General features: G+C 65.2%; 12 protein-coding genes. 3 read left to right on the top strand and 9 right to left on the bottom strand.

The window, feature by feature from the left end:
• Positions 1 to 39 precede the first annotated feature (39 nt).
• Positions 40 to 378 (bottom strand): phasin family protein, encoded by a 339-nt coding sequence (locus tag RAD04_RS17360; protein WP_461624717.1) that lies wholly within the window; start codon positions 376 to 378, stop codon positions 40 to 42.
• A gap of 388 nt (positions 379 to 766) precedes the next feature.
• Between RAD04_RS17360 and RAD04_RS17365 the strand changes: the two genes are divergently transcribed.
• The gene (locus RAD04_RS17365; RefSeq protein WP_461624718.1) at positions 767 to 2,593 is read left to right on the top strand and encodes a serine hydrolase; all 1,827 of its coding nucleotides are present in this window, start codon (positions 767 to 769) and stop codon (positions 2,591 to 2,593) included.
• Between the two features lie 220 nt (positions 2,594 to 2,813).
• On the opposite strand, the gene RAD04_RS17370 is transcribed toward RAD04_RS17365, so the two are convergent.
• From RAD04_RS17370 to RAD04_RS17385, 4 genes are all read right to left on the bottom strand, one after another.
• Complete coding sequence (locus tag RAD04_RS17370) at positions 2,814 to 3,542, bottom strand: DnaJ domain-containing protein (RefSeq protein WP_461624719.1); 729 nt, start codon at positions 3,540 to 3,542, stop codon at positions 2,814 to 2,816.
• A gap of 64 nt (positions 3,543 to 3,606) precedes the next feature.
• Positions 3,607 to 4,356, bottom strand: a complete 750-nt coding sequence (locus RAD04_RS17375) for a vWA domain-containing protein (RefSeq protein ID WP_461624720.1) — start codon at positions 4,354 to 4,356, stop codon at positions 3,607 to 3,609.
• Positions 4,357 to 4,489: 133 nt separating this feature from the next.
• Complete coding sequence (locus RAD04_RS17380; protein ID WP_461624721.1) at positions 4,490 to 5,350, bottom strand: alpha/beta fold hydrolase; 861 nt, start codon at positions 5,348 to 5,350, stop codon at positions 4,490 to 4,492.
• A gap of 343 nt (positions 5,351 to 5,693) precedes the next feature.
• On the bottom strand, positions 5,694 to 6,617 hold the full coding sequence (locus RAD04_RS17385) for a division plane positioning ATPase MipZ (protein ID WP_461624722.1): 924 nt from the start codon (positions 6,615 to 6,617) through the stop codon (positions 5,694 to 5,696).
• Between the two features lie 284 nt (positions 6,618 to 6,901).
• Here RAD04_RS17385 and panC point away from each other — a divergent pair, with 284 nt between their 5' ends.
• Positions 6,902 to 7,753: a pantoate--beta-alanine ligase gene (gene panC / locus RAD04_RS17390; RefSeq protein WP_461624723.1), complete on the top strand. Its 852-nt coding sequence runs from the start codon at positions 6,902 to 6,904 to the stop codon at positions 7,751 to 7,753.
• On the opposite strand, the gene RAD04_RS17395 is transcribed toward panC, so the two are convergent.
• From RAD04_RS17395 to RAD04_RS17410, 4 genes are all read right to left on the bottom strand, one after another.
• Positions 7,750 to 8,190 (bottom strand): DUF1489 family protein, encoded by a 441-nt coding sequence (locus tag RAD04_RS17395; RefSeq protein ID WP_461624724.1) that lies wholly within the window; start codon positions 8,188 to 8,190, stop codon positions 7,750 to 7,752. The genes panC and RAD04_RS17395 overlap by 4 nt on opposite strands.
• A 42-nt stretch (positions 8,191 to 8,232) precedes the next feature.
• Positions 8,233 to 9,222 carry a hypothetical protein gene (locus RAD04_RS17400; RefSeq protein WP_461624725.1) on the bottom strand — a complete coding sequence of 330 codons (990 nt, stop codon included), beginning with the start codon at positions 9,220 to 9,222 and terminating at the stop codon, positions 8,233 to 8,235.
• A 157-nt stretch (positions 9,223 to 9,379) separates the two neighbouring features.
• The gene (locus RAD04_RS17405) at positions 9,380 to 9,583 is read right to left on the bottom strand and encodes a hypothetical protein (protein ID WP_018321158.1); all 204 of its coding nucleotides are present in this window, start codon (positions 9,581 to 9,583) and stop codon (positions 9,380 to 9,382) included.
• A 305-nt stretch (positions 9,584 to 9,888) separates the two neighbouring features.
• On the bottom strand, positions 9,889 to 10,551 hold the full coding sequence (locus RAD04_RS17410; protein ID WP_091957029.1) for a glutathione S-transferase family protein: 663 nt from the start codon (positions 10,549 to 10,551) through the stop codon (positions 9,889 to 9,891).
• A gap of 146 nt (positions 10,552 to 10,697) precedes the next feature.
• Between RAD04_RS17410 and RAD04_RS17415 the strand changes: the two genes are divergently transcribed.
• A complete protein-coding gene (locus tag RAD04_RS17415; protein WP_461620551.1) occupies positions 10,698 to 11,414 on the top strand; it encodes a DUF599 domain-containing protein in 717 nt (238 codons plus the stop codon).
• Positions 11,415 to 11,825 lie beyond the last annotated feature (411 nt).

Here is an 11,825-nt window from a genome sequence, read left to right on the forward strand (position 1 = left end):
TTCAGCCGGGCTTTTCGATTCCAGGACGTCCTGAAAAATTTACTGAGCAGCCGGGGTGAACTTCGACACGATGGTCTCGACCGGCTTGAAGGTCTGCTTGGCGAGGTCGCTGTAGAGGCCGGCGATCTTCTGCGATTCCGCAACGAAGGTCTCGTAGGCGGAACGGGCGAAGTCGGTCTGCGCTTCCATGGCCTTGTCCAGCGACTTCACGCCGGAAAGCTTCTCGACGAAGGACTTGGTGTCTTCGAACGACTTCTTCGTATAGTCGCCATAGGCGCTGGCGATCGCCTGGAGGCCGTGCTGCACCGAGGTCGCGGAGGCGACGTACTGCTCGAAGTGCTCTTTCCCGTAGTTCTGAAAGTCTTCAACCTTGAACATTTCGGAATCCTTTTCCCTGGCTCTCGTCGGGAAGCCCCGGCTCCCTGACTCTGCCCACAATTAGTGCAACGCACAAAAAAGTCAAGAATCTTGTGCGACGCACAAAATTGGACGCAATTCGCAGAGATTCCCGGGGTTTCCCGCAAGGGTTCTTTAAGCATTTGGAAACCGCGGGCCCCTACCCTGATTCCCTGGACGTGTTCAGCTTCCGCAGACGGTCAAAAGCCGTTTGAGACCATCACCTTAGCCAGAATAGCGGTTCAGGCCCAACGTCCCCCGCGGCGAACACCAGCGGAGGGACAGCCTGAGCAGGTAATGATCCCGGGTCCATTGGGCACAATTTCGCCTCACGAGCCGGTGATCAGTTGAGAAACGGGGACGGGGTTCCATGCTTCGTAAAAACTTGTCTTCCTCGCGCTTGGCGCGGGTTGGCGTTTTCGGGCTTCTTACGGTCACCACCGCGGTCATCTTCACCACCGATGCCGCCGAGGCGCGGCGTCATCGCCGCCATTACGCGCACCACCGGGTGCAGCGCGACGTGTCCGAGAGCTCGAGCCCGAAATTCGCGTCAATCATCGTCGACGGCAATTCCGGCGCGGTGCTTCAGTCGAACGCCCCGGACGGCATCCGCCACCCCGCCTCGCTCACCAAGATCATGACGCTCTATCTGCTGTTCGAGCGTCTCGAGTCCGGCAAGATGAAGCTCGACACCGAGATGCCGGTGTCCCAGCACGCCGCCGATCAGGATCCGACCAAGCTGAATTTGCGCGCCGGCCAGACCATTCGCGTCGAGGACGCGATCAAGGGTCTCGTCACCCGCTCCGCCAACGACGCAGCCGTGGTGATCGCCGAAGCGATCGCCGGCGACGAGGACGACTTCGCCCAGATGATGACGCGCAAGGCGCGCTCGCTCGGCATGTCCAAGACGGTGTACCGCAACGCCAACGGCCTTCCCAACGACGAGCAGGTCACGACCGCGCGCGACCAGGCCACGCTCGGCCGCGCCATCCAGGAGCGCTTCCCGCGTTACTATCGCTATTTCGCGACCGCGACCTTCAACTGGCGCGGACAGTCGATCCGCAACCACAATCACCTGCTCGGCAATGTCGAGGGCGTTGACGGCATCAAGACCGGCTACACCCGCGCCTCCGGCTTCAATCTCGTGACCTCGATGCGCCGCGGCAACCGTCATCTGATCGGTGTCGTGCTCGGCGGCCGCAGCGGCGGCTCGCGCGATGCCATCATGCGCAACCTGCTCGCGGAGAATCTCGACAAGGGTGCGACCACCCACACCGTCGCCGCGGTCACGGAGCGCAACGGCGCTGACGCCAGCACCGAGGTCGCCGACGCCTCGCCTACCCCGGCCCGCGCCGTTCCGCAGGTTCAGGCCGCTTCTGCCCCTGCTCCCGAAGCCGCTCCGTCGCGTCTCGCCGCACGCCTGTCGACGCTCGCGGCTGCGACGGCCGCGGTGCCGCCGGCCCCGATCAAGCCTGAAGTTCGGCCGACGGAATCCAAGATCGAGCCGGCGCCGCTCACCAATGGCGTGATCTCGAGCCAGCCGCTCTCCATCATCCCCGGCTCGTCCGAGCCGATGAAGCCGGTCCGGGTCAAGACGGTTCAGGTCAAGGCCGGCGCCGTGAAGGTCGCCTCCGCCGCCCCCGCCCAGGTTGCTCCGCCGGTCACCAACGCCATTTCGTCCCGTTCCGACGTCGCGGAAACCTCCACCGCCATCGTCGCCCGGGCCGATCTCATCAACAAGCCCGAAGTCGTCAGCCAGCCGGAAGCGCCGAAGGCCGAGATCGCCCGCACAGAGCTGCCGCGGCAGCCGGCGGGCTTCGGCACCGGCAACGGCATCCTCGGGGTGCTGCCGGCCGCAACGACTGCCGCGCCTGCCCCGGCCGCTCCGAAGCTCGCCTCCGCCGACCCGATGCCGATCCAGATGAGCGCCACCACCAAGCCGGCGGTCACCCACAGCGGCTGGATCGTCCAGGTCGGCGCGCTCGAGAGCGAGAACGAGGCTCAGCAGCGCATCGACGCCGCGCGCAGCTCCGCCCGCGGCCTGCTCAGCAAGGCCGATCCGTTCACCGAGGTCGTCGCCAAGGACAATCGCAAGCTCTATCGCGCCCGCTTCGCCGGGCTCGAGCGCGACCAGGCCGAAGCCGTCTGCCGTACCCTGAAGCGCGCCGACATCTCCTGCATCACCGTCCGCAACTGATCTTTCGCGACCTTCCGATCAAAAAATGCCCGCGCCTTGCGCGGGCATTTTTGTTTTTGGCGGGTCCCGATGCCAGTTCCGCGACAACTTCTCGTCAAGGATTTACGGTTAAAACTTTACTCAAGAGATCAACCACGCCGACAATGGCGGGTGTCAGGGCGACGGCAGACAGAGCAAGCGGAGCTCACGCGGTACGGGCGTTTGTAGCGTGGTGCCGGAGTTAGCCGTTATGCGTACGAAGCAGAGTATCCTTGGCCTCGTTTACACGGGCAGCGAGATAGTTCGACCCCCCTTGGTCGGGATGGAGTTTCTTCATCAGGGTCTTGTGGGCCCGGCTGATGTCGTCACGCCCCGCCCCCGGCTGCAAGCCAAGGATCTGATAGGCCTCCTCCGCCGTCATTTTGCCGCTCGCCGCCGTGCGGCGCTGCCACCCTGCCGCATCGCCCTGCGCGTTCTGACGCCAGGCGGGAAACCGGCGGTCCAGATAGCTTTCAAGTAAGGCCACGCTCTCGGCGTCGAATGTCGGGACCATGGCCAGCAGGCTAGCGAGATCGAACTCGCCGAGATCGCGCCCGGCGTGAGGCCCGGCGACGATCTGCCCGCCGAGCTGGCCAGAGCCGTGGTCGAGCCGCATGTCCAGGAATTGCGAGCGCACGCGTGAGGACTGCCCTGACGCGGGCGCAGCACCACCGCCGCCGAACAGCCCTCCGACATTGCCGAAGCCGGCATTTGCCAGCGGTGTCCAGCCCAGCAGCCCGGCGCCGAAAATTCCGAGCGGGATCGCCACCACCAGCTCGCCCCGCAAGCCCGTGAAGGCTGCGACCGCCAGCGCCACCACGCCGCCACCGAACCTGATGGCCCTCGCCAGCACCGCGGGGTTGGCGGCACGGAACATCTGGAGCAGCAGATAAAGCGTGATAACAGCGACAGCGCCGGCGATCAGGGTCATGAGCGGAATATAGTCGCCCTCGCGGCAAAATGCATGGCATACGCCTCGCCGCGACGCCTGGGCGCTACTTCATTTGGCCGATCAGCCTCGCCGCGCCGCTCGCGGTCTTCGCCAGTTTCAATAGCGCCTCGCGACCGCCGGCGGCATAGGCCGCAGCGGCCCGCAGCAGCTCGCGCAACTGCGCCGCCGCGCCCGGATCGAACCGGCACCAGGCGCCACCCGTCAGGCGCGCGATCTCGCGAAAGGCCTGCTCGGCGACGGCGTCATGACCTTCCTGAAACACGAACACGGGCACTTTGAGCATGCCGAGCTCGCCCGCCTTGGCGCAGAGCTCGTCGACCTTCTCCTCCATGGCATCGCCGACGAAGACGACGGCACGCACGCCCGATGCGACCGCTTCGCGCCGCGCCTCGGTCAGCACCTTGCCGATTTGGGTGTCGCCGCCGCGGCAATCGATCTTGCTCATCAACGCCGCAAGCCTGGTGCTGTCGGAGATCCACCCCGTGGCGCGGCACTCGTTGAAGCCGCGATAATAGACCAGCCGGATGTCGAGACTGCCGAGCGCGGCGGTCTCGCGGAACATGTCGGCCTGCAGCGCGCAAGCCATGTCCCAGGTCGGCTGCCGGCTCATCGTCGCATCCAGCGCGAAGATCAGCCGCCCCCTCGCGCCCGGCGCATGCGGTGACATCGCCTGCGCCTTGGCGACGAAGGCGGCGATGTCTTCCGCAGTCGACGTTCCGGCCTGCGGCACCCCGCGGCCTGCTTGCGCCGAGACGGCATCGCCGCTGCGCGGTTTGATGGGTTCGCCCGACATGCCTTGACCCTGCGTGGGCGGCTAATGTGGTTAGCGCAAGCAGCCCGGTCAATGTGCAAAGCCCCCGCCGGCAGAGGCTGGCGGGGGCTTTGAGATCGTGACTGACGATGTGGGCGCCGTCAGGGCGAAGACGTCAGCTCTTGGCAGGCCCCATCAAGGCGACCGGACCGGGCTCGAGGATATTGGGCGGCGAGGATTGCGTGTCGACCGGCGCTATCTCGCTGTCGGTCGCGCTCAGGAATTTGTCGAGCATGCCCTGGATCGAGTTCTTGGCGACATCCGGACCGGTGTCGCGCATGTCGTTGTGCTGGAATTCGGTCTTCACGACCTGGATACCCGCCTTCTCGCATTCCTCGTCCGTCGGGATCACGCCCGCATCGGCCTTGAACTGCGGATCGGTGGAGCGGAACGACAGGATCTTGAACTTGCCGGCGGTGACGAAGGGCACGCGCAAATTGTCGAGCGTGACGACCTTTTTGACCTCATCCGGATACTGTTTGGCGAAATACATCGTGATGTCGCCGCCCATGGAATGGCCGACCATGGTCACCTTGTCGTAGTCGGCGTTGGGCTGAACCTTCCTCATTTCCTGCACGGCGAGATGGATGTTGGCCACACCGCGCAGGATCTGCGGCAGCCGGCCGACATAGAGCTCGCCGGGCTTGGTCACCATCGGAGGATCGGTCGGCAGATCGTGCTGCGGGCTCAGGACCATGTAGCCGCGCGCAGCGAAGATGTTGGCGAGGAAGCCGTACTCGGTGTTCTTGACGGTATTGCCGTGATTGATCACTGCGACCGGCAGCGTGATCATGCCGGCATTGGCCTGCATTTCCTTGTCGCGACGCACCGCGATGTCGACGGGCACCGGGCGATTGTCGCGCGAGGCATCGTAGAAGGTAATGGTCTCGTGCTTGATCGCCCACTTGCTCGCCGTGAAATAGGCGATGCCGCAGAGAGCACTGACCGAAACCAGAACGGCAATTCCACGCTTCATTTTCGTCCTCAGCCTCAGGCTCTTGCGGCCTGAATCCCTGTTGAAAATCGTGTTCTTCCGGGGCTCTTCGGCCCCTTGTCGCCTATTCGCTAATATATGTCACAGGCGCGTGACAGGAAGGCCAAATATTGTGAGCCGGCAGCCCTTTCATTGTGCGCCGCACACGTTTTATGGGCATCCCGTCCTCGCCAAGCTACGTCAGGGTGCACTTCACCATCCGACGCAACCGGTCTCAATTGGGTTCAATCTCACAGTCAACGTAAGGTGAAAACGGCGAAACGCGGCCACAGTTCCCGCGGAAACCGGACCCTCAGATCGATCGGAAGTAGCGATATACCGCCGCTCAGACGCCGAGGATGTCGTGGACCTCGAGCGGCTTGTCGACCTGGTTGAACCATTCGGCACGGTTGGCGGCGCGGCGGCGGCCGCGCTCGTCCAGCGGCAGCTTGAGCTGGCGGAGCAGGCTCGTCACCTCCTCCCGTGCGGTCAGATGGCCGAGATTGGGCCGCATGCCGAGCGTGGCCTCGTCGATCTCGTCGAGGGCCGTCAGGCCGCGCGGGAAAAATTCGCGATAGACGACGCGTTCGGCGAAGCCGTCGACGTAGCGGAAGCCGAGCCGCAGCGACAGATCCTTCAACCCCTCGGCGACGAGCTGCTTGTTGCGCGAGCCGAGCATCGACAGGCGGTTGCGCACGACGATCCAGTCGGTGGTGGAGCCGTCGAGCTGCCGGCGCTTGCGCCTGACGTCGCGCACCATCTCGGCGTAGTGGCTCTCGCCCGTCACCGCGTAGTTGGCAGGATCGACGGTGCCGAGCACGTCGAAATCGAGGAAGCTGTCGTTGATCGGCGTGACGAGCGTGTCGGCCATCGAGTGCGCCAGCCGCATCAGATAGCTGTCGGTGCCCGGCGTATCGATGACGATGAAGTCGAAGCTGCTCTCGACCGCCGAGACCGCCTCCATGAACTGCTGGAACTCGGAATTCTCGTTCTCGGCGATCTGCATGGTTTCGCCGAGCTTGATGCAGCGATGCACCGGCAGTTCGAGGTCGAGCTTGGTGCGGCGTGCCCAGGCAGCGCGGTTGCCGATGTAGCGGGTGAAGCTCTGCTGACGACAGTCGAGGTCGATGGTGGCGACGCGCTGGCCGGCCTTCAGGAGCGCAACCGCGATGTGCAAGGCGGTGGTCGACTTGCCGGAACCGCCCTTCTCGTTGCCGAGCACGACTACATGCGCCGAGCCGGATTGGCCTTGGCTAGCCTGCACAAGCATGGCGATCCTCAACACCCCTGATGAATATCTTCGAGTTGACCGCGTCTGCGGTCAAGTGAAATGCGTGACAGGTAATGCAAATCGCAGCGCGCCCTGCTTCATCGTGAATCGCGGCGCCGTCTTTCGTCTGTGATCCAGCCCGCAATGTCGCGACATCTTGCGCGACCTTGCGCGGGATGCTGTGCCGCATCCGGATGCATGGCGTCCACGATCGCCGCTTGTTAAGGTTAGTCGCCCCTGGCGCCAGGTCATGCCGCGCCGATTCCCAAACCCGTCGAGTCCTGATGTCAGCAAGCCCCTTGATCGCCCGCACGGTCCCAACCTTGCGCCGCGCCGTCGACAATCTCCGCAAGCGAAAGGCCACGATCGCGCTGGTCCCGACCATGGGGGCCCTCCATGACGGGCATGTGTCTCTCGTCCGCCTCGCCAAGCGGCGCGCCAGCCGCGTCATGGTCTCGATCTTCGTCAACCCGACCCAGTTTGCCCCGACCGAGGATTTCGGCGCCTATCCGCGCACCTGGAAGGCCGACATCGCCAAGCTCGCGGCCGAGGATGTCGATATCGTCTGGCATCCCGGCGTCGAGGCCATGTATCCGGACGGCTTTGCCACCCGCATCGTGCCGGAGGGACCGGCGCTCGCCGGCCTCGAGGACCGCTTCCGCCCGCATTTCTTCGGCGGCGTCGCCACCGTCGTCGGCAAGCTGTTCACGCAGTGCCGGCCGGACTTCGCGATCTTCGGCGAAAAGGATTTTCAGCAGTTGCGGGTGGTGTCGCAGATGGCGCGCGACCTCGACCTCGGCGTGAAGGTCGTGGGGTCCCGCACCGTGCGCGAGCGCGACGGGCTCGCGATGTCCTCGCGCAACGTCTATCTGTCGCCCGAGGAGCGGCAGACCGCCCCCATCCTCTACCGTGCCATGAAGGACAGCGCCGGCCGCATCCGTGCCGGCGAAGCCGTTGCGTCGGCCATGAAGCGTGGCGCCGCGACGATCGAGGCGGCCGGCTTTGCGCTCGACTATTACGAGGCGCGCCATGCCGAGACGCTGGCGCCCCTCACCTCGCGCAAGGACGGCCCGTTGCGGATCCTGGTCGCGGCCAAGCTCGGCAACACCCGGCTGATCGACAATATCGCGGTTTAGAGCAGCCCGAGATCACGCAATTCGCGTCGCATCGGCTCCGGCATCGCCGCGATCGAGCCGGCGGCGGACTTGCCGAGATCGGCCGGCACGGAATCATCAGTGAGATAGCGCCAGCCCTGGAACGGGCGCATCGGCCGCGGCGACACCGAGACCACTTTCGGCTGCATCACGATCCGGCAGCGTCCGATACCGTCCTTGTCGCGGAACGGCTCGATGCCGATGATCTTTTCCCGCGCGGCGATCTCGCCCTTGATCACCCAATAGAGCGACCCGCCCGAGAGGATCTCGGCGTCGCGCTTGGGGACCATGCGGGTGATGTGGATGTGATGTTGCGGCAGACCCTTCTTCTTGGCGGTCTGCATCCGTTCGGCGATCCACTCCTTCAATTCCTTGACGGAGTCGCAACCGACGGCGAGCTTGATCAGATGTAGCGGCATGCCCAAGCATTAGCCGGGCAGCACCGCATTTGGAATGCCGATCTACTCGTTATCCGCAGCCGCGGGCGCGGCCGTCGAGGCTGGCGGCGGAGCGAGCGGAACCGGTGCTGGCGCGGGAGCACGCGCAGCCTTCGGGGCCGGCGGCTTCTTCGCGGCCGGTGGTGCGGCGGCCTGTGCCGACGTCGCGGCGGGCGCGCGCGGTGCCGGCGCTGCGTTCGCGGCCGCGGGCGCCGCCTGACGCGTCGTCGCCGTGGGCTCCGGATTCATGATGCTCACCGGCGGCGTCGACGAGGCGCTCGGGAACTCAGCGCTGGTCGGCTTGCCCGTCGGCATTGCGGGCGGCAGCCCGGCAAGCGCGGCCGTGGCCGGCATCCCCTGCGCCGTTGCAGGCGCGTTCCAGGTTGGGGCATAGCGCGCGACCAGCATGTCGTAGAGATGGGCGTCCATGTTGGCGGCAACCCGCTGCTGGTCGGTCAGCGAGCGGAATGCGGCGCAGTCGAACTGCGTGCAGCCGTCGCGCACGACCAGCACCTGCGCCACGAGGCCGTAGCGATCGTGCTCCAACGCCTTGCGCAGCACCTTCATGTCGGTCGTCAGGCTCTTCTCGGCGATCGCGGCATCACCGAGCGCGGTCAGCCGGTCGATTCGGGCCGCGGTGTAGGAGACGGCGGCAGCCGCGGCATCCGGCGAGCCGAACAGCGCCTTCTCGCAGCCGACGGCGACCGCATCGCCGGCGAGATCATCGAGACAGGACAGCGCCGGCAGGCTTGCGATGACGGCCCCTTGCGCGCGCGCTTCGGTCGGAGCGTCCTGCCCCGCCGGTCCATAGACGCGCACGGTGGCAGCTCCAGCGATCGCGATGGACAGCAGCGTGATCACGGTCAGCGCGCCGTTGGCGACCGACCTGTCGGCGCGCAGCAGTGTGATCAGCAGGATCAATCCGAAGAATCCGGCAGCCGCCAGCGTCATCCACATCGGAAAGGCCGGCGAGCGCCAGATTTGGTCGAGCGAAGTGGCCCATGCCCAGTTCATGCGCGACGTCCCCTCACGCGAGCAGAGAGCGAATGGTCAAGCGAGCACCGCGAGTCGGCAACTGCCCCCAGGCCCACCTTGGGAAGGTGAAGCGGGCCTTTTGACGGCGACAGGACACAATTCCGCAGAGGCGCCAATGCGCGGGGAGCGTCGATCTTCAGGAGAGCGCGAGCTGGCTTTCCTTGGCGACGCGTTCGAAGGCTTCGGTCGAGCTTTTGATCCGGTACTGGCAGTCGTCGCCGTCGGTCGGCAGCAGGCGGATGACCTCGTACGAGCCGCTGGCAGCAGGGCGCGCGACGTTGCTGGCCGTGAACAATACGCGCGTTCCAATCGGGAATTTGTGCTTCAACACCCTCTCCATCACTCAAACAACGCCTGCCTCGCCCATGGTCCCACTGCGACGGCCGGCCAGAAACCCAGCGCTGTATAGCACGCGGCCAGCCGTTTTGGCCAGCGCCATGCCAGCATGGCAGATGGGTAAATCTTACAGTCTTTTCAGAATGATAGGGATGGAACCGGCGAGCCGATGATACCGCCGGGGCCGCATGTTCAGGCGGGCATGTCGCAGGGCCGGTCGCAGCCCGATTGGCATATGCCCCGGTCAATGTCCGGAACGTGAGCGCCGCCGGCCGGCACACAGCCAGCGGCTTCGTTCGGACCGACCGGTCAGGCGTCCTCGAACTTCTCGATGACCAGGGTTTCGGCCAGCCCGTCGCGGGTCCATTCCTGGAACGCCGGCAGCGCCATCATCGTCTCCATGTAGGCCTTGGTGTCCGGGGCGACGTCGATCGCGTAGGTGCGCAGGCGATGCACCACCGGCGCGTACATCGCGTCCGCCGCACCGAAGCGGCCGAACAGGAACGGACCCTTGGCACCATAGCGCGTGCGGCATTCGCGCCAGATCTCCTCGATGCGCGCGACGTTGGCCTTGGCGTCGGCCGACAGCACCAAGGGCCGGACCGGCCGGTGCAGGTTCATGCCGCATTCGTTGCGCAGGGGCACGAAGCCGGAATGCATCTCGGCGCACACCGATCGGGCATGCGCACGCGCGGCGACGTCGTCGGGCCACAGCTTCACTTCCGGATAGCGCTCGGCGATGTATTCGATGATGGCCAGCGAATCCCACACCGTGACATCGCCGTCGACCAGCACAGGTACCTTGCCGGCACGGCTGAAGGACAGGATCTGCTCCTTGTCTGCGGGATTGTCGGTGTAGAGCGGGATCAGCGTCTCCACGAACGGGATGTCGTTGGCGCGAAGCGCGAGCCATGGCCGCATCGACCATGACGAGTAGTTCTTGTTGCCGATCGCGAGTTTCAGCGCAGCCATGTCATCAGTCCTTCCCGAGACGCTTTGAAGCGAGCCGCTTTTAACGCCATCTCCTGCCGCCAATCAATCGTTGCTGCGCCCCGTCATGCGTGGCAATCGTTGCGGTCCTCGCCAAGAGACCGACAAGAGACGGACAAGAGACAGACATGAGCAGGCACTGGGTCGACATCACCGCGGTCGGCTTCTTCATCATCGAATGGCTGGTCTATGCCCTGACGCTGGAGCATTCGGCCTACGGCCGCGACAGCCTGTCGGCGCGCATGAACCGCTATCGCGAGGTCTGGGTGCGCCGGCTGCTCGACCGCGAGACGCGCATGGTGGACATGCAGATCATGGCCTCGCTGCAGAACGGAACCGCTTTCTTCGCCTCGACCAGCCTGATCGCGCTCGGCGGCGCGCTGGCGCTGCTGCACGCCACCAACGATGCGATCACCATTCTGAGCAAGCTGCCGATCGACCTCAGCACGTCGCCGGCGATGTGGGAGCTGAAATGCGTCGGCCTCGTGCTGATCTGCGTCTACGCCTTCTTCAAATTCGCCTGGTCCTATCGCCTGTTCAACTATGTCGCGATCCTGTTCGGCGGCATGCCGCCGGCCGAGCGGCGCGACACGCCGGAGGCGGAAGCCCATGTCATCCGCACCACGCGCCTGTTCGAATCCGCCGGCCGCCACTTCAACCGCGGCCAGCGCGCCTTCTTCTTCGCGCTCGGCTATCTCGGCTGGTTCGTCAGCCCCTGGCTGCTGTTCGTGACCACGGCCGCCGTGGTGGTCGTGACATGGCGGCGGCAATTCGCATCGAGCGCATGGGCGGCGATGGCGCCGGAGGTGGGTGATGGCGAGGAGAGGATGAAGCGCGGTCATTGAGGCACCCGTGTCCCGGAATGAGGGAGTATGAGGCAGGGCACTCGTCCTCCAACTCTCACTATCATTCCCCGCGAAAGCGGGGAATCCAGTACGCCGCAACTTCTCGGTTCGATCACTGCCGTCTCTGGAATACTGGATCGCCCGCCCCCGTGCGCAAGTGCGCACAAGGCGGGCGATGACACCGCGTTAGTGGTTGCGGGCATACCTTCTCGCTCTCGCGGCTTGATCCACCCGAGCTTTGCTTGGTCTCGCGACCCTCTAAAGCCAAGAGGGCGCAGGGAAGGCCGGGTGCTGGCGCGCACCCGCGGTCCGCTGCGCGAAAAGCACACGCAGGAAGAACCGCACAGCAGCATACAGGTGGTGCCGATCACTCGGCCTTCCCTGCGCAGTGGCTGGACGGCTTATGCCGTG

The sequence above is a fragment of the Bradyrhizobium sp. 25ACV genome (genome assembly GCF_054863005.1).

Excerpts from the sequence above, each read along its gene's own strand:
- RAD04_RS17360 (WP_461624717.1), bottom strand. The coding sequence starts at position 378 with ATGTTCAAGGTTGAAGACTTTCAGAACTACGGGAAAGAGCACTTCGAG.
- RAD04_RS17365 (WP_461624718.1), top strand. The coding sequence starts at position 767 with ATGCTTCGTAAAAACTTGTCTTCCTCGCGCTTGGCGCGGGTTGGCGTT.
- RAD04_RS17370 (WP_461624719.1), bottom strand. The coding sequence starts at position 3,542 with ATGACCCTGATCGCCGGCGCTGTCGCTGTTATCACGCTTTATCTGCTG.
- RAD04_RS17375 (WP_461624720.1), bottom strand. The coding sequence starts at position 4,356 with ATGTCGGGCGAACCCATCAAACCGCGCAGCGGCGATGCCGTCTCGGCG.
- RAD04_RS17380 (WP_461624721.1), bottom strand. The coding sequence starts at position 5,350 with ATGAAGCGTGGAATTGCCGTTCTGGTTTCGGTCAGTGCTCTCTGCGGC.
- RAD04_RS17385 (WP_461624722.1), bottom strand. The coding sequence starts at position 6,617 with ATGCTTGTGCAGGCTAGCCAAGGCCAATCCGGCTCGGCGCATGTAGTC.
- panC (WP_461624723.1), top strand. The coding sequence starts at position 6,902 with ATGTCAGCAAGCCCCTTGATCGCCCGCACGGTCCCAACCTTGCGCCGC.
- RAD04_RS17395 (WP_461624724.1), bottom strand. The coding sequence starts at position 8,190 with ATGCCGCTACATCTGATCAAGCTCGCCGTCGGTTGCGACTCCGTCAAG.
- RAD04_RS17400 (WP_461624725.1), bottom strand. The coding sequence starts at position 9,222 with ATGAACTGGGCATGGGCCACTTCGCTCGACCAAATCTGGCGCTCGCCG.
- RAD04_RS17405 (WP_018321158.1), bottom strand. The coding sequence starts at position 9,583 with ATGGAGAGGGTGTTGAAGCACAAATTCCCGATTGGAACGCGCGTATTG.
- RAD04_RS17410 (WP_091957029.1), bottom strand. The coding sequence starts at position 10,551 with ATGGCTGCGCTGAAACTCGCGATCGGCAACAAGAACTACTCGTCATGG.
- RAD04_RS17415 (WP_461620551.1), top strand. The coding sequence starts at position 10,698 with ATGAGCAGGCACTGGGTCGACATCACCGCGGTCGGCTTCTTCATCATC.